The following is a 22,737-nucleotide window of genomic DNA, read 5'->3' on the forward strand; positions in this document are numbered from 1 at the left end:
GCTCCAGGCCGCGCCGTGCCTCTTCGTCGAAGGCAATGATCTTCGGCATATTGGAGTGTTTCCTCCTGGGCTTGAGCCATGCGGAGGAGTGCCTGCCGCCGGCGGGGCCCAAACGAACATGATGATCGGGCCGTCGGCCCGGGCACCCGTCGCGCCAGAGGTTGGCACTCAACCCTGTCGAGTGCTAACCCACTTATAGCCTTCGCGAGCCCTGAAAGCAACCGCGCCCGGGACTGTCCCGGCGGTGTCGGGAGCCGCCGGGACCCGCCAGCGACCGTCCCGTTGGTGACCCCGTGATCGGGGGCAGACTGGACGAGCGGGCAGCACGCTGCTCGGTGTGGGGGTTTGCGGATGGGGATCCCAGCAGACGCCACCGAGCCGGGACCCGCCGGCGATGGTGCGGACGGAGCTGTTGCACGAGACGGCCCGGACCAGGGTGACGAGGCTGCTGCTCCCGGCCGGGAGCGTGATCCGCAAGGAACCGCTGGGTCCGGGCGCCCGGTGGCGGCTGCGCCACGAGGTCGACATCCTCGAGCGGCTGGCCGGGGTCGAGGGGGTCGCACACCTGGTGGGCGCCGGGCCCGACGGCCCGGCCCCCGCCCTGCCGGCCGCCGAGCTCGACGGCGCGGGCTCCGCCCTTCTGGCCGACAGGGGCGGCGTCCCGCTGGCCGGCCTCGGCGGCCTCCTGCTGGCCGACGTCGGTGGCGCGGACCTGTCCCGGCGGGTCACGCCCATGGACCCGGCCGAGCTGGTCGACCTGGCCGGGGCGCTCGCCCGGGCGGTGGCGGGGATGCACGGGCGCGGTGTGCTGCACCGGGACATCAGCCCGGCGAACATCGTGGTGAACCGGGCCGGGAACCGGCCGTACCTGATCGACTTCGCGCTCGCGACGACCGCCACCGAGATCCAGCCCGGGTTCGCCCATCACAACGAGATCGTCGGGACGGTGCCCTACCTCGCGCCGGAGCAGACCGGCTGGACGGGGAGCCCCGTCGACCAGCGGGCCGACCTGTACGCCGTCGGCGCCACCCTGTACGAGCTGGCGACCGGCGCGCCGCCGTTCGGCTCGGGTGACCCGCTGCGGATCATCCACGACCATCTCACCCGGGTGCCCGTGGCGCCGTCGGTGGTGAACCCGGCACTGCCGGCCGGGCTGTCGGACGTCGTCATGCACCTGCTGGAGAAGGAGCCGGACGACCGCTACCAGAGTGCCGAGGGCCTGGCCCTCGACCTCGTCCTGGTGCACCGCGGCGCGTGCGTGCGGCCCGGCGAGCACGATCTTCCGGAGCGGCCGCTGACGCCGTCCCGGCTGGCCGGCCGGGAGCGGGAGACCGGCGAGCTCCGCGCGGCGTTCACCGACGCGGTGGCGGGCCGCTGCCGCGGGATTCTCGTCGCCGGGGTGCCCGGGGTGGGGAAGACGTCCCTGGTGAACGAGCTGCGGTCGATCGTGGCCGGTGCCGGCGGCTGGTTCGTGACGGGCAAGTTCGACCAGTACCGGCGGGACCAGGAGTACGACGGGGTCCGCCAGGCGCTGCGGGCGCTGGGCCGGCTGCTGCTGGCCGAGCCGGAGGGCTCCCTGGACGAGGTCCGGGAGCGGCTCCTGGGCGGGCTGGGCCCCGGAGCCGGCATGGCCGCCGCTGTGGTGCCCGAGCTGGCCGTGCTGCTGCGGATCCCGCCGAAGGCGGGCGACCCGATGACCGCGCAGGTACGTGCGCAGCGCGGCGCCGCCGAGACGCTGCGCGCCGTCGCGTCCCGGGAACGTCCGCTGGTGATCTTCGTCGACGACCTGCAGTGGGCCGGTCGGACCCCGCTCGGCGTGCTCGACCTGATCCTCGGCGGAGAGAAGGACCACGAGGGGCTGCTGGTCGTCGGCGCCTACCGGGACGACGAGGTCGACGCCACGCACCCGATGGCGCCGATGCTCGCGCGCTGGCGGCGCCAGCCGGCCGGGCCGCGCCACCTGCGGCTGCGGAACCTGCCCCCGCCCGACCAGGCCGCCATGGTGACCGACCTGCTGCGGCTGCCTCCGGAGCGCGGCCGGCAGCTCGCGCGGCTGATCGCGCCGGCCACCGGGGGCAATCCGTACGACACCGTCGAGCTGGTCAACTCGCTGCGCCACGACGGCCTGCTGACCCGGGTGGCCGGCCGCTGGCGGTGGGCGCCGGAGACGCTGCGCGCCCGGCTCGCCCGGGCGGACGTGATCGAGCTGCTGCGCGCCCGGGTGGCGGCGCTGGCCCCGCCCGCCCGGGAGGCACTGGCGGCGGCCGCGTGCCTGGCCGGCCAGGTGGAGTTCGAGCTCCTGGCGGCCGCGACCGGGCAGGCGGCGTGGGAGCTTGAGCGGCGGCTCGCCCCGGCGTTCGCACGCGGGCTGCTGGTGCTGGAGACCGACGGGCGACGCGGCGTGCGCTTCCGCCACGACCGGGCGCAGGAGGCCGTCCTGGCCGGCCTCACCGGGCCGGCGGAGCGGGCTCTGCGGCTGGCCCTGGCCCGGCGGCTCGCCGGCCGGCCCGAGTACCTCGCCGTCGCGGCCGCGCAGTACCTGCCGGTGCTCGACGAGGTGCGCCTGCCCGCGGAGCGGCGGTTGACCGCCGACCTGCTGCGGCGTGCCGCCGACGAGGCCACGCTGCTGAGCAACTACCCGCTGGCGGAGCGGCTGCTGGCCGCCGCGGTGGCGTTCACCGACCCGGCGGACACCGACCAGCTGATCGAGGTGCACACCGGCCGGCACGCCGCCCTGTACATGCCCGGCCGGCTGGAGGACGCCGACGAGGAGTACGGGACCCTCGGCCGGCTGTGCGCCGATCCGGCGCGGCGCACGGCCGCGACCCTGGTCCAGGTCAGCAGCCTCACCAACCGGGGCCGGGCGGGGGCGGCGCTGAGTCTGGGTTACCAGCAGTTGCGGTGGCTCGGCCTCGCCATCCCGGAGCGGGACGACCTCGACGGGGAGATCGACCGCGGCCTGGACACGCTCGATCAGTGGCTCGAGCGGACCACGACGGCCGACGACCTGCGGCGGGCCCGTGGCGCGGACCTGGCGGGGTCCGGCGCCGCCGAGCTCATCAACCGGCTCATGCCCGCCGCGTTCTTCGAGGACCAGCAGATGCTGGCCTGGCTGGCCATACAGACACTGCGGATGTGGATCCGGGACGGTCCCGGCCCGGCCCTGGCCGGCCCTGCCGGCCACGCCGGGTTCGCCGCCGTCGTCCGGCGCGACGACTATCGCACCGGGTGGCGGGCGCTGCGGCGGATCATCGAGGTCTGCCGGGCCCGCGGCTACGAACCCGCGCTGTGGCAGGTGCGTTTCCTGTATGTGCTCGGCGCCGGTCACTGGTTCGACCCGCTCGAGGAGAACGTGGGCGCGGCGCGCCGCGCCCTGGAGGGCCTGATCCGCAGCGGCGACCTGCAGAACGCGTGCTGGACCCACTACGCGCTGGTGTACGGCCTGTTCGACTGCGCGCCGTCCCTCGACGTCGTCGCCGCCGAGGTCGACGAGGCGCTGGCGTTCGCCGCGTGCACCGGCAACGGCCACGCCGAGGAGACGTTCTGCATGTACCGCCACCTGACGGACGTGCTCCGCGGCGCGGCCGGCCCCCCGGCGGCCGACGGGACGTCCGACCTGGGCCGGCTGGGCGCGGAGCTGCTGGCCGCCAACCCGCTGGCCGCCGCCCAACTGCACATCACCCGGGCGGTCGCCGCGGCCATCCTCGACCACCCGGTGGAGCTGGCCCGGCACACCGCGGGGGCGATGGCGGTGCTGCCGGCCGTCCAGGCGCACTACTCGACGGCGCTGGCGCGGCTGCTGCGCTCGCTGGCGCTGGCCGGCCAGGCCCGGGCCGCGGTGCCGTCCCGGCGTGCCGCCGTGCTGGCCGAGCTGGACGAGCTGGACGAGTCGATCGACTGGCTGGCGGCGCGCGCGGCCGACGCGCCGTCCAACTACCTGCACCTGCTGCGCCTGGTGGAGGCGGAGCGGGCCTGGGCGGCCGGGGAGTTCCGCGAGGCGGCTTACGCGTACGGCGTGGCGCAGCGGGAGGCCGCCACCCGGGCCCGGCCGTGGCACCAGGCGCTGATCCTGGAGCGCGCGGCGCGGTTCTACCTGGCGCACGGGCTGGAGGAGGCCGGCCACGTGCTGCTCGCCGCCGCCCGCCGCCACTACCTCGCGTGGGGCGCGACGGCGAAGGTCGCCCAGCTTGACTGGGCCCACCCGGCGCTGCCCGCCGGGCCTGTCGAGCTCACCGGGCCCGGTGGACTCGTCAGGCCTGAGAGCATCACCGGGCCCGGCGGACTCACCGGGTCCGACGTGGCGGGTCCGGCCGCCGACGTCGCCCGCCCGGCGCCGGTGCCGGCGAACGCGTCGGGCGCGGACCCACCGGCCGGGCGGCGCGCCGTCCTGACGACCGGGACCATCGATCTGCTCGGCGGCGTCGCGCACGCTCAGCTCCGAGACCAACGTCGGCGGGCTGCGGGCCAGGGTCGCGGGCATCCTGTCGGAGATGGCCGGCGCGACCGGCGTCCACCTGCTGCTCCGTGACCAGCAGGATCAGGGTTGGCTGGTGCCGGTCGGGAACGGCGGCTCCGTGCCGCTGCCCGAGGCCGCCCGGCGGCGCCTGCTGCCGGCCTCGGTCGTCCGCTACGCCGAACGCACCCGGGAGCCGGTCGTCGTCGTCGACTCGATCCGCGACGACCGGTTCTGCCGCGACCCGTACTTCACCGACATCGACCGCTGCTCCCTGCTGGCCGTCCCCCTCATGATCCGGGGCAGGCTGCGGGCGATGCTGCTGCTGGAGAACCGGATGATCCGCGGTGCGTTCGCCACCGAACGCCTCGAAGGGATCATGCTCATCGCCGGGCAGCTGGCCGTCTCTCTCGACAACGCCCTGGTGTACGCCTCGCTGGAGCGCAAGGTCGCCGAGCGCACCCAGCAGCTCGCCGCCGCCAACCGGCGGCTGGAGCAGCTCTCGCGTACCGACTCGCTCACCGGCCTGGCGAACCGGCGGCGCCTCGAGGAGGTCCTCGACGCCGAGTGGCACCGCGCCCGGCTGCACTCGACGCCGATCGCGCTGGCGATGATCGACATCGACCACTTCAAGCTCTACAACGACCACTTCGGGCACACCGCCGGTGACCGGTGCCTGCAGCGGGTCGCCGCCGGCCTGGCCGCGAGCCTGCGGCCCACCCATACGGCGGCGCGGTTCGGCGGGGAGGAGTTCGCCGTCGTCATGCCCGACACCGGCCCGGAGACCGCCGTCGAGCTGGCCCGGCACCTGCGCCGTGCGGTCGTCGAGCTGGCCGAGCCGCATCCGCTGGTGATCCACCGGATCGTCACCGTGAGCATCGGGGTCGCGGCGACCATTCCCGCCCCGGGCGACGAGGTGGCGGCGTTCGTCGAACGCGCCGACGTCGAGCTCTACCGGGCCAAGCGCGGCGGCCGGGACCGGGTGGAAGGCCCCCTCCCGCGCCCCGTCACCCGTTGAGCACCCGGATTACCACGGCGCGGGCGAGAGGCCGGGCTCGAACGCGGCCGCGCTCCCTTCAACGGCGGCTGAGCGCACCGAACGGGACCTCGACACCGTGCCCCACGGCCCCGTACCCGGCTGTCAGAGCTGTGGTCATCGTGCGCCTCCGGTCTCCTGTATCGCGGCGACGAACCGCCGCGCCACGTCGATGAGCTCGTGCCCGGGGACGTCCCCGGGCACGTCCCCGGCCGCGTTGTCGAGCGCGCCCGCCATCAGCGTGACGTCCTTGGCGAGTGTCGGGCCGGCCGGTGTCGCGGCGATGGCGGCCAGGGAGCCGGCGCGCAGGCGCAACCCGGAGGCGACGCACGCCGAGCTGCTGGTCGTCAGGATCGCCGCGAGGCCCTCGGGGTCGACGCCCAGGGATCCGCCGGCCGCCATCGCGGCGTCCGTGAGCGCGATCTGCGCGGCGAACAGCGTGTTGTTGATGAGTTTCGCGTGCGATCCGGCCCCGACCGGGCCGAGGTGGACGACGTGGTCGGACAGCGTCGACAGCAGCTCGCGCGCCGCGGCGACCGCCTCGGTGTCCCCGCCGATCATGATCGTCAACTTGCCGTCCAGTGCCCGGGGGGCACCGCCGCTCACCGGCGCGTCGAGGACGCGCAGACCGTGCTCCGCCGCCCGCGCGGCGATCTCCCGGATCTGCGTGGGGGAGACGGTGCTGTGCACGAGCACGACGGCACCGGGCCGCAGGGTGCGGACGAGGCCGTGTGGGCCGAACACGACCTCCTGGACGCCGTCCGCGTCGAAGACGCAGATCCCGACCGCGTCGAGCCCCGGATCCATCTCCGCCGGCGTCGCCGCGACGGTCACGCCGGTGCCCGCGAACGGCTCCAGCGAGGCCGCCCGCCGGGCGTACAGGGTGAGATCGTGGCCCTCGGCCTGGATCCGCTGCGCCATCGGCAGCCCCATGCTTCCCAGCCCGACGAAACCCACCTTCACCGCGTCCTCCTTCGGCAAGAATTGACCTGTATCCAACACGCGGGTTCCCTGGTCAGAGGTGACCCCGCCGTACCAGCGCCGCCATGACGCAGGCCGAGGGCGCGAGCGGGATCCACACCGTGATCAGCCGGTACCCGAGGACGGCGGCGAGGGCGGAGGTGGGTGACTGCCCCGCCGCGACGATCGCCGCGGTCAGCGCCGCGTCCAGCGAGCCGAAACCACCCGGCGACGGGATGAGCGCGGACGCGCTGCTGGCCAGGTAGTAGATGGCGAACACCGCGCCGGCGGCCAGCGGGAGATGCAGCGCCCGCACCACGAACAGCAGGGTCGCCGCGTGCAGGAGCGGGATCGCGGTGGAGCCGCCCCAGAGCATCACCGCCCGGCTCGGCACCCGCAGGATCTCCGCCAGCATCCGGGCCTGGGCCGTCACGTGCGTCCAGCCGCGCCGGCACGCCCGCCGGACCGGCGGCAGGGCCCAGCCGACCGCGAGCAGCCCGGCCACCACGGCGGCCACCGTGGCGATCAGCCCACCAGGTGGCCCGCTCATGTGCAGGAACCCGCCGGAGAGCAGCGCGACCAGGACCGCGACATGGGTGATCATTCCGGCGGTGGCGTCGAGTCCGACCGCGGCCACCGCCTCGCGCAGGGGGACGCCGTGCCGGTTGAGGAAGCGCAGCTTCACCGCCCCGACGCCGAAGCCGGCGGGCAGCACGTGGTTGGCGACGCTGCCCGCCACCTGCACGGCCAGCATCGGCCCGACGGGCAGCCGCCGGGCGACCGCCCCCTGCAGGCTGGCGGCTCCCGCGATCCAGGTCGGCAGGGCGGCGAGCATCGCGACGACGAGCCAGCCCGGGTGCGCGGCCGTCAGGTGGCGGACGCTCGCCGTGACCGTCGACCAGCTGTGGAGCAGCCAGAGCACCGCGAGCAGCGGGACGACGCAGGCGAGGGCCGTCCGCCACCGGTGGCTCGCCGAGCCCGCCGGCGGCCGCCGGCCGTACGCGGGCTCGGGCCCTACGGCCTCGGCCGGCGCCTCAACGACCATCGCCGCGCTCCGGCACCGTCATGCCCACCCGGGCGCCGCCCACCGCGACAGCCGTCCGGGCCCCGGCCTCGGCATCTGCCCCATCCTCGGCATCTGCCGCGGTCCATGCCGCATCGGCGGCGGCGCCGGCGCCGGTCGGGGCCTGCCCGCTGAGGATGCCGGCGAGGCGCAGGCTGAGCGTCTCCCAGCTCCACGCCGCCCGCATCCACGCGCGGCCGGCCGCGCCCATCCGCTCCGCCTGCCGCGGGTCGTCGAGCAGGTCGATGACGGCGGCGGCCACGGCCGTGCGGTCGTGCCCGTTGACGGCCACGCCGGTGCGGCCGGGGATGACGACGTCCGGTGCGCCGCCCTGGGCGCCGGTGATCACCGGCAGGCCGCTGGCCGCCCCCTCGAGCGCGGAGAGCCCGAGGCCCTCCAGGTCGAGCCCGCACAGCCGGGTGCGTGACGGCATCGCGAAGACGTCCGCCGCGTCGAGGTAGGCGGGGAGGAGCTCCTCGGGCACGGGACCGGCGAAGTGCACACCGTCGGAGACGCCGGTCCGCGCGGCCAGGCGGCGCAGGCGGTCCTCGGCGGGCCCGCCGCCCACGAGCAGCAGCCGCGCGTACGGGTGCCGGCGTCGGACGTCGTGCCAGCCCCGGATGAGTGTGTCCTGGCCCTTGCGGGTGACGAGGCGGGCCACGCAGATCACGACCGGCTCGTCCGACCAGCCCAGGCCCCGGCGGATCTCGTCCCCGCCGGCGCCCGGCTGGAACCGCTCGGTGTCGACGCCGCCGGTGAGCCGGGCCAGCTCGGTCCCCGGCGGGGTGACCGCCGCGAGCCGGCGGCGGGTGAACTCGGTGAGGTAGGTCAGCACGTCGACCCGCGCGCCGACGGTGGAGACCAGCAGCCGTCCGAACGGCAGCCGGGACCAGGCGACCTCGTGCCCGTGGCTGGAGGCCACCACCCGCTCGACGCCGGCCTCGCGCAGCACCGGCGCGAGCACGCCGAGCGGGGCGGCGGTGGGGAACCACGCCACCTCGCACCCGTGCGCCCGGACGGCGGCCCGCAGCTCCCGCCGGCCACGCGGCGAGGTGATCATGCCGTGCTCGGTGCGGATCACCGGAAAGCCGAGGGTGCGGTCGAACTCGGCGTCACCGGGCTGGGTCGGGGCGAGGACGACGGCCCGGTCTGGGGGCAGGCCGGCCGTCAGCCGGCAGGCGAACGTCTGGATCCCGCCGATCGTCGGCGGGAACTTGTCCGCCACCACCAGCACACGCGGCATGTCGTGGACGGCGGGCAGGGGCTCCCGCTGCCGGGCGATCACCGGGGCGCGCGGGGGGCGGGCGGTGGCGGACGGGCTGCTGGGGCGGGCTGGTGATGGCAGTGGACAACCTCTCACGAAGGGGAGCTTCGCCGCTGGATCGTGTGACGCTGATGAGAGCGCTCCAGGCGCGCGGGTCACCGCTTGTCCCTCGGGCCGGCTCCGGGGTCGAGGGCGCGCATCCCACGATTTTGCCGTCCGCCTGTGGCCGCCTGGTCAGGGCGTTGCCGCCGGCTTCCCGACACCACCGTCCGGCGCGGACATGGGACTCCTCCAGGTTCTACCGGTCCGGCGGGGAACCGCCCGCGGCGGGCAGCGTGAGCGTGACGACGGCGCCGCCGTCGGGATGGTTGGCGGCGGTGGCGGTCCCCTGGTGGGCCCGCGCCACCGCCGCGGCGATGGCGAGCCCGAGCCCGGTGCCCCCGAGGCCCGTCCCGCCGCTGTTTCCGCTGGTGCCGGCGCCGCCGTGGTCGCGGGTGCGCGCGGCGTCGGCGCGGCTGAAACGTTCGAAGGCACGCGGCAGGAAGTCCGGGGGGAACCCCGGGCCGCGGTCACGCACCCGCACGACGACGGTCCTCCCGGCCTCACCCGGCCCGGCCCGGACGTCCACGGCGGTGCCGGGCGGCGCGTGGCGGATGGCGTTGGCCACCAGGTTGTCGACCGCCTGGCGGAGCATATCGGGGTCCGCGTCCACGGCGAGGGCCGGGTCGGCGTCCAGGTGGAGGCGGACCTGCCTGGTCTCGGCGTGGCCGGTCGCGGCGCGGGCGGCCCGCTCGAGGAGGTCGCCGACGTCCAGCCGCCGCGGGGCGGTGATGCCGCTGTCCATCCGGGCGAGCGTGAGCAGTGACTCGGAGAGCCGGATCAGCCGCTCGGTCTCCTCCGCCGCGCCCGCGACCGCGTCGACGAGCTCGTCACGGGTGCGGGCCGGGCGGCCGGCGAGCTCGAGCTCGGCCTTGAGGTTGGTGAGCGGGGTCCGCAGCTCGTGCCCGGCGTCGGCGACGAACGCCCGGTCGCGGGCGCGGGCGGCGTGCAGCCGGCGCAGCAGGTTGTTCATCGTGGCGGCCAGGGCGGCGATCTCGTCGCGGGTCGGGGGCACGTCCAGCTCGGCGGAGCTGTCCGACTCGCTGATGGCGGCGGTCTGCCGGCGCATGCGGTCGACCGGGCGCAGGGCGGCGCCCGACAGCAGCCAGGCCGCGAGCCCGGAGAGCGCGACCATCGGCGCCGTCGCGCTGACCATGATGTTGCGGACGCGGTCCTCGGCCGAGTCGGTCAGATCGGTGCTCGTCGCGACGACCAGAACCCCGCCCCGAGCCCCGGTCCGCACCGGGACGGCCAGCGCGCGCGCGTCGTCGTCATCGTCGCCCGGCTCCTGCAGCTCGCCGGATGTGAGCAACTCCGGGCGGACGAGCGCGGTGGCCACCTGCTCGGGCTCGAGCAGCGGCTCGGGACCGGCGCTGTCGTTCGAGGCGGCGACGGAGCCGTCGGGGCGCAGCAGCTGGGCGGGCCCGGCGCCGTATGCCCGCAGCTGCGCGGCCGGGTCCGCCGCGGCGGGGACCTGCACGGCGAGCACGGCCATCCGGGTGCGCAGGTTCGCGTCGACGGAGTTCCGCAGGTTGGTGCGCAGCAGCGCGTAGAACAGCACGCCGGCGGCCGCGAGTACCAGCGTGGTGCCCAGGACGAACAGCAGGGTCAGTCGTACCCGCAGCGGCACGGGCGCTACGTCCCCGTCTCGGCTGTGTCAGCTGTGTCGGTGGTCTCGGTGGTCTCGGTGCGGAGGCGGTAGCCGGCGCCGCGGACCGTCTCGATGCGCGACAGGCCGTCCGCCGGGTCGATCTTCCTGCGCAGGTACCGCACGTACTGGTCGACCACGTTGGACGTGCCGCCGTAGCCGAGGTCCCACATGTGATCCAGGATGTAGCTCCTGGTGAGGACCTCGCCGGGGCGCCGCATCAGCAGCTCCAGCAGCGAGAACTCCTTGGCCGACAGGTCGACGGGCTCGCCGGCCCGCCGCACGCTCCGCGCGGCGGGGTCGAGGTGGATGTCGCCGACCCGCAGCGTGGCCGGCCGCTCGACGGCACCGCGGCGGATCAGCGCGCGGAGCCGGGCCGTCAGCTCACCGAAGCTGAACGGCTTGGCGAGGTAGTCGTCGGCGCCGGCGTCGAGGCCGTGGATGCGGTCGTCGACGTCGCCGCGGGCGGTGAGCATCAGGATCGGGGACCACCGCCGGGCCGCCCGGAGCCGGCGGCAGACCTCGAAGCCGTCGAGGCCGGGCAGCATCAGGTCGAGCACGATGGCGTCGTAGGAGATCTCGCCGGCCTGCCAGACCGCGTCCGTGCCGTCGTGCACCAGGTCGACGGCGTAACCCGCTTCGGTCAGGCCCCGGCGGAGCAGGTCCGCGGTGCGCTCCTCGTCCTCCACGACCAGTACCCGCACCGCTCGATCGTAGAAGGCCGGCGCCGTGTCGGCCGTCGCGCCGGATGGGCCGATCGTCACGCCGGGGACGCCGGCGCCGCCGGCCCGCGGTGTCACGTGGTGAGCGTGCCGGTCGCCAGCAGCCCGATCAGGATGACGGCGACGGCGACCCGGTAGCCGACGAAGAGGTCGAACGAGTGCCGGGCGACGTACCGGAGCAGCCAGGCGATCGAGGCGTAGGCGACGACGAACGACACCAGCGTGCCGACGGCGAGCGGGAGCACGGAGACTCCGCCGCCCACCGCGTCCTTCAGCTCGTAGAGCCCGGCTCCGGTCAGCGCCGGGATCGACAGGAAGAACGACAGCCGGGTCGCCGCCACCCGGTCCAGGTCGCGCACCAGCGCCGTCGACATCGTCGCGCCGGAGCGGGAGAAGCCGGGGAACAGCAGTGCCAGGATCTGCGACGAGCCGACCGCCATGGCGTCGGTGAGGTCGATGTCGTCCTCACCGCGCTTGCGGCGGCCGAACCGGTCGGCGAACCACATCACGGCGCTGCCGGCGAGCAGCGAGCCGGCGACGACCCACAGCGAGGCGAGCGGGCCGTCGATCAGGGACTTGGCGGCCAGCCCGACGGCGACCACGGGCAGCGTCGCGTAGAAGACCCAGCAGGCGAACTTGAAGTCGTGGCGCTGCCGGGCCTCCCGGTCGACGAGCCCGTTCGCGAAGGCGCCGACGAAGCGCCGGATGTCGGCGAAGAAGTACAGCAGTACCGCGGCGATCGCGCCGACCTGGATGACGGCGGTGAAAGCGACGACCGACCTGTCGTCGACGGGGATGTCCATCAGCCCTTCAGCGATCTTGAGGTGGCCGGTGGAGGAGACGGGCAGGAACTCCGTCACCCCCTCGACGATCCCGAGGAGGACGGCCTGGCCGACGCTGATCGCACTCACCGGATTGGATCCTCTGGCTGGTTCGGGCACGGCGGCGCCGCGCGCGGTCATGTGCCAGGCAGAGTAGGACGGCACCCATGTGAGGACGATGTGGTGGTCTCCGAAGACGCAGGTGGGAGCCCTGGAACGGCTCTGCGGGACCGCTGCCAGGCCCCGGGCAGGGCGTCGGAATACAGTTCCCGACATGAAGAGCGAAGTTCTGCGGATGTCGCGGGACGTCGCCGCGCGCATCGAGCGACGGTGACGCCCGGGCCCGGGTCGGGCGAGGACAGGTCGGGCGAGGACAGGGTGCGGCTGGTGCGCCTCGAGGGCGCCGTCAACGTCCGTGACCTGGGCGGCTACCCGACCACGGGCGGGGGCCGGGTGCGCTGGGGCCGGGTCTACCGGTCGGCGGCGCTGCACCGCCTCACCGCCGCCGACCTGGCCACCGTCGAGCAACTCGGCCTGCGGGTCGTCTACGACCTGCGGACCGAGGCCGAGATCGAGCGGGCGCCGTCGCTGCTACCCGGCGGGGTCCGGTGCGAGCGGCTCGCCATCGGCGGCAGCGCGGCGCGGACCAGGGAGTTGACCGATCTCGTCGTCGCGGGCCGGCTGGCAGAGGTGCCGCCGGACTTCCTCGCGCGCGTCTACGACGCGATGGCCGAGACGGGCGCACCGACGTTCGGCCGACTCCTCACCGGGCTCGCCGAGCCGGACGCGACGCCGGCCCTGTTCCACTGCACGGCCGGCAAGGACCGGACCGGGGTCGCCGCCGCGCTGCTGCTCTCGCTTCTCGGCGTCGACGAGGCGGTGATCCTCGACGACTTCGAGCTCAGCGCCGTCCACTACACCGACCCCAAGATGGCGCGGCTGCGGCGCCGGCTCGACGGCACCGACGTGGACGTCGAGCGTTACCGGGCCGTGTTCGGCGCGCCCAGGGAGGCACTGGGCACGCTGCTGGCGGCCCTCACCGAGCGGCACGGGTCGGTGCAGGGCTACCTCGAGGAGGCCGCCGGGATCGCCCCCGACCTGCCCGAGCGGCTGCGAGCCCAACTCGTCGAGCCGCTCGGGCAGGGATGAGGATGCCTCAGGAGGCGCCCTCGACCACCTCCACCGCGTTGCCGTCCGGGTCCTGCAGCACAGCGATGCGCACACCGGGCCCGATGGACGCGGGGCCGTGCGTCACCTTGCCGCCGTGGGCGGTGGCCCGCTCGACGATGCCGTCGAGATCGTCCGAGTAGAGGGTGATGTACCGCAGCCCGGTCGCGGCGAAGAAGTGCGTGGCCGGCTCGGTGGCCGCCGGCGCCCGCTTGGGGACCATCACCTTGATCACGATGTCGGACGTCCGCAGTCGGTGCACGACTCCGGGGCCCGCCTCGATGCCGGGCAGGCGCTCCATCCCGAACGTGGTGGCGTAGAACTCCGCCAGGGACTCGTCGGTGCTGACCAGCCCGACCTCGATCCGCTGCAGCGTCAAGGCACTCCCTCAGTAGGTCTGCCGGCTCTCACTCGGCCGGCTCTGTTCGTCCGGTACTCGTTCGTCCGGGTCCCGGCCCCGGTCGTTCTTCGGTGCCCGTCGCGCGGGCGGGGTCACCTCGGCGTCGCCGTGACCGGGAGCTTCGCCCAGCCGCGGACGGTGGAGGTGCGGGCCTGGACGGCGCGGTCGTAGTCGACCTCCCAGTGGTCCCAGCGCTTGAGCACCTCGTCCAGCGCCACCCGTCCCTCGAGGCGGGCGAGCGCGGCGCCCAGGCAGAAGTGCAGCCCGCGGCCGAAGCTGACATGACGGCTGATCGACCGGTGGATGTCGAAGCTGTCGCCGTTGACGAACTGGCGCTCGTCGCGGTTGGCCGAGCCGTTGAGTAGCACCATGACACTGCCCTCCGGCACCGTCTGGCCGTGCACCTCGACGTCCCGGGCGACGTAGCGGGCCTGGATCGGGGAGGGCGCCTCGAAACGGAGCACCTCCTCGATCACCTGGTTGACCAGCGAGCGGTCCTGCGCGACCTGCCGCAACTGGTCCGGGTGCTCGGCGAGGATCTTCCCGGTCCAGCCGATCAGCCGGGCGGTCGTCTCGTTGCCGGCGCTCGCCAGCATGTTCACGTAGGTCAGGACCTCGGCGCGGGTCAGCCGGCGGGTCGTGCCCGTCTCGTCCTCGAACTCGGCGGTGATCAGGTCGGTCATGAGATCGTCCGAGGGGTTGCGCGCCCGCCAGTCGAGGTAGTCGGCGAACATGCCCTCGGAGCGGGCGAGGGGATCAGCGGGCAGCGGCTTCGGCGCGCCCTCGGTGAGGGTGAGGCCCTCGTCGATGGCGTCGCGGATCGCCTCCTGGTCCTGCTCGGGGATGCCGAGCAGCATGCCGATCGTCCGCATGGGCATCTGGGCGCCGAGGTCGGCGATGAAGTCGAAGTCGCCGGCGGCCACCAGCGGGTCCAGCGAGCGGGCGCAGAACTCGCGCACCTCCGGCTCGATCGCGAGCATCCTGCGCGGGGTGAAGACCCGGCCGAGGATGCCGCGGTGCAGGTCGTGCAGGGGCGGGTCCTCGAAGAGGATGTTGCCCGGAGGGAAGCGGATGTCCGACCTGATCAGCTCGATGAGCGTGCCGCGGCCCGAGAGGAAGATGTCCGGCTCGCCCATGGCCTTCTCGACGTCGTCGAACCGGCTGACGGCGTAGAAGTCGTATTTGACGTTGTAGTACAGCGGCACGGAGTCCCGCATCCGCCGCCACACCGGGTACGGGTCGGCGTCGATCTCGAAGTCGTACGGGTCGTAGTAGACGTCGCCGGCGGCGTCGCTGGTTTCCGTCGTCACCGTCGTCATCGCCGCGCCCCCGCCGGTGCGGTCGCCAGCGCGGTCGCGCGGGTCCGCCGGTCCGCCGGCGTCCTCGAGGGCGCTGTGATCTCGGATGCGTCCGCCACGGTCCGTGCTCCTTGTCGCCGTCCTGCCCGGTGCGTGCCGACGCACGCCCCCGGCCCAACCGTCTGGCCTGGGCATATCGTGCGTCGGGTGACGCCCCTCACAGAATCATCTAATTGTATGGCGCAGTCAACATTGTCTCCGGGGCTGACCTTCGCCGCCGGACGACCGTCGACAGGCCGGCACGGCTGATACAGCATGGGGGCGTGACCGGTGCGTCCGTGCGGGTGGTGCTGCTCCAGATCGCCTGCCCGGACGACGAGTCGCCGGCCGACCGCGGCGCGCGGGTCCTGGCCGATCTGCGCGGGCTCGGCGCGGGCGAGGCCGACCTGGTCGTCCTGCCCGAGCTGTGGCGCACCGGCTACTTCCACTTCGACCGCTACAGCGAGGATGCCGAGGAGCTGGCCGGCCCCACGATCGGCGCGCTGCGGGAGGTGGCGGCCGAGCGCGGCCTGCACATCGTCACCGGCAGCATCGTCGAGCGCGCTCCCGGTGGGGCGCTGCACAACACCACCGCCCTCGCCGGCCCGGACGGAGCCCTCCTCGGCCGGTACCGCAAGATCCACCTGTTCGGCCACGAATCCGCCGAGGCGACGCTGCTCACCGCCGGCGACGACGTGTTCGTCGCGCCGACGTCGCTCGGGGCCGTCGGTCTGGCCACCTGCTACGACCTGCGGTTCCCCGAGCTGTTCCGGCTGCTGGTCGACCGCGGCGCCGAGGTGGTCGTGGTGGTGTCGGCCTGGCCGCTGGCCCGCCTGGAGCACTGGGAGCTGCTGGTGCGGGCCAGGGCGGTCGAGAACCAGGTCTTCGTCGTCGCCTGCAACGCCGCCGGCCGGCACGGGGGAGTGGAGCTGGCCGGCACCAGCCTCGTCGTCGACCCGTGGGGCACCGTGCTGGCCCGGGCCGGTACCGGCCCGCAGACCCTGCGGGCGGTGCTCGACCGGGCCAGGCTGGCCGCCGTGCGCGCCGACTTCCCAGTGCTCGCGTCGCGGCGCCTTGCATCACCCGATGTAGGGCGGCCCCGGCTGATGTAGCCGCACCACCCGGGGCCTCGGACACGAGACCCGTGGAGGTCCCGAACGGTGCGATCCACGTCCAGCGACGCCCGTGTCCGGCCGTCCTGCTTCGCCAGTGCGCCGGCGGCGACCGACCACGTGAGCCCGGCCGCCTGGGCGTCACCCGCCTCGACGGCCAGCGACGCGGCCATGTCCGCCGTCCGGGCGGCGTCGGCGTGCTCGCCGAGCGCGCTGGCCACCGTCGCGGACATGGCGAGCACCTGGCTGGTCGGCCGTCTCCGTCGATCTCAGGGCGCCGTCCTCGCCCCCGGAACGGCCACGGCCCGCCGGTGGTGTCCAGCGGGCCGATGGTCCCGCCCGGGTGTGCGGATATCGCCGGCTCCGCCCCGGACGGAGGGCCACCTCCAGGGCCGAGATGACGCCAACGGCGCCGGGGGCAACGTCTCCAGACCGCCGGCCCGGGATTGACAGAGTGGGGTCGGCGGCCGGGCGGGGCGCCGTAGGCCACTGTCGTGCGAGATGGCAGCCCCGCGGCACCCCAATTCGCCTAGTACCCAGGGGCGGGTCGGCCAAACCCCCGTCCCGGCATCACTCCGGCCGGTATCCGAAGGCCGGTATCCGAACGGCGCTCCGCGTCCATCTGAGGGCGCCGTCTACGGGGCCCAGGAACGCCACAGCCCGCCCGGATGTCCGGGCGGGCTGGTGTGTGAGGCGCGTGCCAGTGCACCAGGATCTCCTCGCCGTCGCACCCCCGTCTGACCTGCGCACCGACCTGCGCAGACGGGAGTAATTGTGCTCAAACGGGACAGTCACACCAAACCCGACATGGTGCAACGCGGCCACCGACGAGACTCCCGATCTGGCTTATACGAGGGCATTGTGCTTGGCATCACACCTCGCTAGACTGCCGGACAACCGGTCATATGGATAACCATACGAGTGGGGGTGCTGCTGCGGTCGTGGAGCCACATGAGGTGGTCGGATCGCTGGGATTCTGAGACCTTCCTGGTGCTGGGACCGGCAACGTTTACCCTGCCCGCCGTGCCCCGGCGGCGCCTGGCGGCGTTGCCGGAATCCTCGAGGAGCGCTGCTACGCGGCGGATCCCGGCGCCTTGCCATCCATCCACCTGGCCACGACGGACAGGGCGAACATTGCCGGTCCCAGCACTAGCTTTCCAGCGTCGATCAATGCCCGTGCGTTAGCGCGGCCCGCGGCGACACGTGGCGGTGAATCTTCGTCGGTGCGTCGCGAGGCCCACTGATGGCACCAGGTGCTGGAGCGGTCCGCGAATGACCTGCGGCGTCTATGCCGACCGATCGACCTGAAGGAGTTTCTGTATGCGTTTCGCCCGTGTCCGTGTTGGTGGCGTGCCGCGTTTTTGTCACGTCGATGGTGAGCAGTTGTACCTGCTTGGTGAGGGCGAGCCCGAGCGCGCTGAGCGTACTGGTGAGCGCGTGGCGATTGGTGATGTGGAGTTTCTGGCGCCGGTTGAGCCGACGAAGATTCTGGCTGTATTGGGTGCGTTTCGCTTCGGTCGCGAGCCCGAGGTGGCCCGTCAGACGTCGCCGAAGTTCACTTCCAAGCTGATCACATCAGTCAATGCGCATGGATGTTCGATCATCAAGCCGTTCGATATGCCGAACACGTTGGATGGTGAGGCGGAGCTGGGTGTGGTTCTGGGTCGCGATGTTCGGCGGGTCAGTCCTGAGGGTGCTCGTGATGCGATTCTCGGGTTCACCTGTGTGAATGACATGACTCTGACCGATCAAGGGGTGGAGGACATGGACTTCATGCGTGCTAAGTCGGTGGACACGTTCGCCTCATTCGGCCCCTGGATTGATACGGATGTGAGCCCGGACCAGGTTAGGAAGGGGTTGGTGATCAGCGGGTCCGTCAACGGTGTACCGAGCCAGCTGGGCAATACGGCGGACTACACCTGGGACGTGCTGGAGACCATCAGCTGGGCCTCGCAACTGTTCACCTTGCGCCGGTTCGACCTGATCGCTTTGGGCACTCCGGTTCCGGTGTCGCGGGTCGACGTGGGCGACGTCATGACCGTCACCGTCGAGGGGGTGGGCACCTTGATCAACAAGATCGCAAGGGAGGAGTTGATCGCGAGTTGATCCGGGCGTTGGTACCGACTGAAAGATCGAGCCGGAAGACATGAGGGGGCAGCATTGAGATGACCGCATTGATCATTGAGGCCGATAGTCATATCACCGAGCCGGCCGACGTGTGGACCAGCCGGGTGGCGTCGAAGGATGTGGAGCGAGTGCCGCACGTGTTTCGCGACAAGGACGGTCGAGACGTGTGGGTTCTGAATGACATGAAGATCGACATGGTGGGTGTGTCGGCTCCGGCCGGTTGGGAGGACTTTCTGGCGAGCTACCCTCCGGGGTTCGACGAGGTTCACCCCGGCGCCTACAGTTCGGCCGAACGGATCAAGTACATGGACCAGGCGGATACCTGGGCGCAGGTCCTGTATCCGAACATCGCGGGGTTCGGAGCTCAGTGGTTCCTGAGCATGAACGACGGGAAGCTGCAGCTGGACTGCGTGCGGGCGTACAACGACTTCCAGCATGAGTTGGTGTCGGTTGCCCCGCGGCGGTTGATTCCCAACGTGTCCTTGCCGTTCTGAGATGTGTAGGCGTCAGTGGCCGAGATCGAGCGGTGTACCGAGTTGGGGTTCAAGTCAATTCTGTTCACGGGGGAACCGCACCGTTTCGGCCTGCCTCCGCGCGTGACCGGTATTGGGATCCGCTGTACTCAACCGCGCAGGACGCGGACATGCCGCTGCACTTCCACATCGGCGGCGGCGAGGGCAGTAGCAGTAGGAAAGCGCAGATCAATGCCGATCGGATCGCCGTGCACGGCATCGCCGGTTTCATCACCTATTTAGCCGTCGACCTGTTCTTTAAGAACGGAATCCAGTGCGCGGATCTCATCTCATCCGGCGTGCTGCAGCGCTTCCCCCGCCTGAACTTCGTCTCTGTCGAGAGCGGAATCGGGTGGTGCCGTTCATGCTCGAGGCCGCCGACTACTCCTACCTGGGGGCCGTCTCATCCGGGCGCGAACGCCACGCCGACGATCTGCTGCCCTCAGACCTGTTCCGCATTTTCACCAGCCAATGACGTTTGGGCCACGGCTCGCACAGTCTTCCTCCAGTGGCACGACATTCTTCCAGTGAGATGAGGCAATCGATAGCCACGGCGATCTGGTGCTCGAAGGCGGCTCGGCGGAGCTGAGTCGAAGCCGGGAGGTACTGGAGAGCAGCTACTTGGGTGTGCGAGCCCTTTGACCACGTGCATCGCTTCGGATCTGGCTGACAAGGAGTCTTCGATGACAGTCGTATCAACCACAGCAGCACGTCAGGACGTCGCCCGGTGCAGGTACGCGATGACGTTCGCCGTACAGAAGGTGAGCTCATGACCACCGCCGACGGCTGGGACTACGTCACCGACCTCCTGGTGGTCGGCAGTGGCGGCGGTGCGTTGTGTGCGGGTCTCGCTGCGCATTCGAGGGGCCTGCAGACGCTCATCGTCGAGAAGACCGACAAGATCGGCGGTTCCACAGCGATGTCCGGCGGGGTCCTCTGGCTTCCCGACAATCCGGTATCCCGCCGGGCGGGGGTCGAGGACAGCCGAGAGGACGCCCGGAACTACTTTGCCGCCGTCGTCGGTGACGAAGGACCTGCGACGTCACGGGCCCGTACCGAAGCCTTCCTTGATGCCGTCGAGCCGTTGGTCGAGTTCCTGACCGACGCCGGCGTGCCGTTGCGGCACTGCGAAGGCTACTCGGACTATTACGACGAACGTCCGGGCGGCAAGGCTCGCGGGCGAGCCATCGAACCCGAGCTGTTCGACACTGGCCTGCTCGGGCCGTGGGAGTCCAAGCTCCGGATCGCCGAAGGCCTCCCACCGCTGCCGGCCTACACGAACGACATCGCACCGCTCGCGGTCGCTCCGCGGACGATGAAGAGTGTACGCACAGTGGCCAAGGTGGTGGGCCGGTATTTGTGGGCCACCGCGCGTGGCCGGCAGGTGCGTGGCTCGGGGGCGGCACTGCAGGGATACATGCTGATGAGCCTGCAGCGGGCCGGTATTCCGATCTGGACGGACAGTCCGCTTGCTGACCTCATCGTCGAGGACGGCAGGGTCGTCGGTGGGATTGTCGAGCACGGAGGCCAGGCCCGCCGAGTGCGTGCACGGCGCGGGGTCCTGCTCGCGGCCGGCGGTTTCGCGCGCAACGCGGAAATGCGCCAGAAGTACGGGCGCCAGCCCTCCTCCGCGGAGTGGACATCCGCCAACCCCGGGGACACCGGCGAGGTGATCGAGACCGCGATGCGCCTTGGAGCCGCGGTCGATCTGATGGACGAGGCATGGTGGATCCCCTCCTCGATACTCCCCAACGGGTACCCGCTGTTCGCCGTCTTCGAGCGCTCGAAGCCGTTCGCGATCATGGTTGACGGCGACGGCGACCGGTACTGCAACGAGGCTGCGTCCTATATGGAGGTCGGCCGTGAGATGTACAAGCGGCACGAGGCCAACGCGTCGGCGGTGCCCAGTTGGTGGATCACCGATTCACGCAACCGCAATCGCTATCTCTGGGGCCAGACTCCTGGGCGGATTACCCCGAAGGACTGGATCTCCAGCGGCTACATGAAACGCGCGGACACGATCGAAGAGCTGGCGGGAATCTGTGGCATCGATCCGGCGCACCTACGCCAGACGGTCGATCGGTATAACCGGAGTGCCGCGCATGGCCAGGACCCCGACTTCCACAAGGGCGAGCGCGCCTACGACCGCTTTTACGGCGACCCCACGGTCAAGCCTAATCCGTGTGTCGGCACCATCGAAAAGGGACCGTTCTACGCCGTCGCTCTCTACCCCGGAGATGTGGGCACCTCCGGTGGCCTGCTCACCGATGAACACGCACGGGTCGTGGACCAGAAAGGCCGTCCCATCGAGGGGTTGTACGCGACCGGAAACGGCACTGCCTCGGTGATGGGCAGGCACTACCCCGGCGCTGGGGCGAGCATCGGTGCGACATTTGCCTTCGGCTGGATCGCGGCACAGCATGCGGCCGAGTCCGCTACCGTGCCCGCTCCATCGACACCTCCCGTCTCGATTGGGACAATCCGTCGGCCTGGCACCAGACGACCAGCTACAGCTCCCCCAGAGAAAGGCGACCAACGATGACCCTGACTGGCCCCCGACCCGCCGCGCGCGAGATCGAGCAGGCCCTGGCCGCTGGGCCCAACGGCGATGAGGTGAATTCCAAGGTTCCATTCCACATGAACGACTCATTACACGTGCCCGCCGAGCGCTACTACTCCCGAGAGTTCTACGACCTCGAGAAGGAGAAGCTCTGGCCGCATGTGTGGCAGATGGCTGCGCGCGAGGAAGAGATCCCTGAGCCGGGAGACTTCGTCGAGTACGAGGTCGTCGGCCAGTCCATCCTGATCGTCCGGCAGGAGGACGGGTCGGTGAAGGCCTTGCACAACGCCTGCCGGCACCGCGCCACCCAACTGGCTGTGGGCGCAGGCCGGTTCCCTGGTGGGCAGATCGCGTGTCCGTTCCATGGCTGGCGGTGGAAGACCGACGGGCAGTGCTCACACATCTTCGGACGGGAAGGTTTCTCCGATGAGGTGCTCCGTCCCGACGATCTCGCCCTGCGCGAGTGTCTCGTGGAGACGTGGGGTGGGCATGTGTGGATAAACATGGACCACAATGCGCCGCCACTGCTCGAGGCGCTGTTTCCGGCGGCACAGATCCTCAGCGGGGTCGGCGTCGGGAACATGCGGGTGAAGTGGTGGAAGGAAGCCATAATAAACTGCAACTGGAAGCTGGCCCAGGAGGCGTTCTTCGAGGGCTGGCATCTGAAGCAGACCCATCCCCAGCTTTACACCTTCGACCAGGACGACAGCGACGAGACCGATCTGGCAGCCTTCGAGTACACGGCGTTCGTGAACGGACACGGCCGCTTCCAGAGCGGCGACGCCAAGGAGAGCTACGGCGGCCGTCCCGGCGCAGAGGTCGAGGATGCGGAGGACAAGTCCGACTTCATCGAGTTCCACCGCGTGCTCCAATCGGGTCAGGACGCGATGGCGCTCGAGCGCGACATCCACGTGTTCGAGGGACTGGCGGGCGAGCTCGACCCCAAGGATCCGGAGTTCGCCGGTAAGGCCATCCAGGCACTCTTCGAGTATTGGAAGGGTGCCGGCATCCCGAACCCGGTGTCGGATCCGGCGGCGATGAGGCTCTGGGGCGGGGACATCTTCCTGTTTCCCAACTACCTGATGCTGCCCATGTACGCCAACTCGCTGAACTATCGGGTGCGGCCCTACAACGACGACCCGGAATGGTGCCGCTTCGAGGTCTGGTCGGTGACCACGTACCCGGCCGGGCAGGAGCCGGAGCGCGCCGAGCTCACCGGACGCTTCGACACGGACGACACGGACCACTGGGGTCTGATCCCGCGCCAGGACTTCGAAAACCTGGAGCGCCTGCAGCGCGGGATCAAGTCCAAGAGCATCTCCGAGACCCGGTTGTCGCAGCTGTGGGAGCAGACCATCAGCAATATGCACCAGGAGTTGGACCGCCGACTCGCAGCTGACTACAGCACTCGGCCGGCTGGAGACGCGACTCGGTGAGGGGTGGTGTGTTCCGTGCC

The 22,737-nt window shown here is 71.8% G+C and carries 15 protein-coding genes and 1 pseudogene; 8 read left to right on the plus strand and 8 right to left on the minus strand.

The genetic code is table 11. From position 1 onward, the window contains the following. The first annotated feature begins 394 nt into the window (after positions 1–394). Positions 395–5,471, plus strand: a pseudogene (locus E0504_RS36535) (diguanylate cyclase). Between the two features lie 135 nt (positions 5,472–5,606). On the opposite strand, the gene E0504_RS36540 reads toward E0504_RS36535, so the two are convergent. The 6 genes from E0504_RS36540 to E0504_RS36565 all read right to left on the minus strand — a co-directional run bounded on the left by E0504_RS36540 (position 5,607) and on the right by E0504_RS36565 (position 12,156). Next, positions 5,607–6,452 carry an NAD(P)-dependent oxidoreductase gene (locus E0504_RS36540; RefSeq protein ID WP_112108305.1) on the minus strand — a complete coding sequence of 282 codons (846 nt, stop codon included), beginning with the start codon at positions 6,450–6,452 and terminating at the stop codon, positions 5,607–5,609. A 52-nt stretch (positions 6,453–6,504) separates the two neighbouring features. Next, a complete protein-coding gene (locus E0504_RS36545; protein WP_112108298.1) occupies positions 6,505–7,494 on the minus strand; it encodes a lysylphosphatidylglycerol synthase transmembrane domain-containing protein in 990 nt (329 codons plus the stop codon). Continuing rightward, positions 7,484–8,755, minus strand: a complete 1,272-nt coding sequence (locus tag E0504_RS36550; RefSeq protein WP_071067261.1) for a glycosyltransferase family 4 protein — start codon at positions 8,753–8,755, stop codon at positions 7,484–7,486. The genes E0504_RS36545 and E0504_RS36550 overlap by 11 nt, the downstream gene beginning before the upstream one ends. Positions 8,756–9,074: 319 nt before the next feature. After that, complete coding sequence (locus E0504_RS36555; RefSeq protein WP_112108296.1) at positions 9,075–10,505, minus strand: ATP-binding protein; 1,431 nt, start codon at positions 10,503–10,505, stop codon at positions 9,075–9,077. A gap of 5 nt (positions 10,506–10,510) precedes the next feature. After that, positions 10,511–11,227, minus strand: a complete 717-nt coding sequence (locus E0504_RS36560; protein ID WP_131626761.1) for a response regulator transcription factor — start codon at positions 11,225–11,227, stop codon at positions 10,511–10,513. Between the two features lie 92 nt (positions 11,228–11,319). Next, on the minus strand, positions 11,320–12,156 hold the full coding sequence (locus E0504_RS36565; RefSeq protein ID WP_112108303.1) for an undecaprenyl-diphosphate phosphatase: 837 nt from the start codon (positions 12,154–12,156) through the stop codon (positions 11,320–11,322). A gap of 240 nt (positions 12,157–12,396) precedes the next feature. On the opposite strand from E0504_RS36565, the gene E0504_RS36570 reads away from it, so the two are divergent. Further along, on the plus strand, positions 12,397–13,215 hold the full coding sequence (locus tag E0504_RS36570; RefSeq protein ID WP_112108295.1) for a tyrosine-protein phosphatase: 819 nt from the start codon (positions 12,397–12,399) through the stop codon (positions 13,213–13,215). Between the two features lie 7 nt (positions 13,216–13,222). Here the strand turns inward: E0504_RS36570 and E0504_RS36575 are convergent, their stop codons facing one another. Both E0504_RS36575 and E0504_RS36580 read right to left on the minus strand, forming a co-directional pair. After that, the gene (locus E0504_RS36575; protein WP_071067259.1) at positions 13,223–13,612 is read right to left on the minus strand and encodes a VOC family protein; all 390 of its coding nucleotides are present in this window, start codon (positions 13,610–13,612) and stop codon (positions 13,223–13,225) included. Positions 13,613–13,725: 113 nt separating this feature from the next. Further along, entirely contained in the window at positions 13,726–14,952 is a 1,227-nt protein-coding gene (locus E0504_RS36580; protein ID WP_112108302.1) for a cytochrome P450, read from the minus strand. Positions 14,953–15,269: 317 nt separating this feature from the next. Between E0504_RS36580 and E0504_RS36585 the strand changes: the two genes are divergently transcribed. The 6 genes from E0504_RS36585 to E0504_RS36610 all read left to right on the plus strand — a co-directional run bounded on the left by E0504_RS36585 (position 15,270) and on the right by E0504_RS36610 (position 22,717). Then, positions 15,270–16,082: a carbon-nitrogen family hydrolase gene (locus tag E0504_RS36585; protein ID WP_112108301.1), complete on the plus strand. Its 813-nt coding sequence runs from the start codon at positions 15,270–15,272 to the stop codon at positions 16,080–16,082. A 1,320-nt stretch (positions 16,083–17,402) separates the two neighbouring features. Further along, complete coding sequence (locus E0504_RS36590; protein ID WP_131626754.1) at positions 17,403–18,188, plus strand: fumarylacetoacetate hydrolase family protein; 786 nt, start codon at positions 17,403–17,405, stop codon at positions 18,186–18,188. A 59-nt stretch (positions 18,189–18,247) separates the two neighbouring features. After that, the gene (locus E0504_RS36595; RefSeq protein ID WP_112108293.1) at positions 18,248–18,703 is read left to right on the plus strand and encodes a hypothetical protein; all 456 of its coding nucleotides are present in this window, start codon (positions 18,248–18,250) and stop codon (positions 18,701–18,703) included. 32 nt (positions 18,704–18,735) lie between these two features. Continuing rightward, entirely contained in the window at positions 18,736–19,257 is a 522-nt protein-coding gene (locus E0504_RS36600; RefSeq protein ID WP_368672111.1) for an amidohydrolase family protein, read from the plus strand. A 233-nt stretch (positions 19,258–19,490) separates the two neighbouring features. Beyond that, on the plus strand, positions 19,491–21,263 hold the full coding sequence (locus E0504_RS36605) for an FAD-binding protein (RefSeq protein ID WP_112108292.1): 1,773 nt from the start codon (positions 19,491–19,493) through the stop codon (positions 21,261–21,263). Further along, entirely contained in the window at positions 21,260–22,717 is a 1,458-nt protein-coding gene (locus tag E0504_RS36610; RefSeq protein ID WP_200835427.1) for an SRPBCC family protein, read from the plus strand. The genes E0504_RS36605 and E0504_RS36610 overlap by 4 nt, the downstream gene beginning before the upstream one ends. Positions 22,718–22,737: the final 20 nt, after the last annotated feature.

This window comes from Parafrankia sp. BMG5.11 (assembly GCF_004337455.1).

Coding starts and splice junctions, on each gene's coding strand:
- E0504_RS36580 (WP_112108302.1), bottom strand. CDS start 14,952: ATGACGACGGTGACGACGGAAACCAGCGACGCCGCCGGCGACGTCTAC.
- E0504_RS36595 (WP_112108293.1), top strand. CDS start 18,248: ATGACCGCATTGATCATTGAGGCCGATAGTCATATCACCGAGCCGGCC.
- E0504_RS36550 (WP_071067261.1), bottom strand. CDS start 8,755: ATGCCGCGTGTGCTGGTGGTGGCGGACAAGTTCCCGCCGACGATCGGC.
- E0504_RS36545 (WP_112108298.1), bottom strand. CDS start 7,494: ATGGTCGTTGAGGCGCCGGCCGAGGCCGTAGGGCCCGAGCCCGCGTAC.
- E0504_RS36610 (WP_200835427.1), top strand. CDS start 21,260: ATGACCCTGACTGGCCCCCGACCCGCCGCGCGCGAGATCGAGCAGGCC.
- E0504_RS36605 (WP_112108292.1), top strand. CDS start 19,491: ATGACCACCGCCGACGGCTGGGACTACGTCACCGACCTCCTGGTGGTC.
- E0504_RS36590 (WP_131626754.1), top strand. CDS start 17,403: ATGCGTTTCGCCCGTGTCCGTGTTGGTGGCGTGCCGCGTTTTTGTCAC.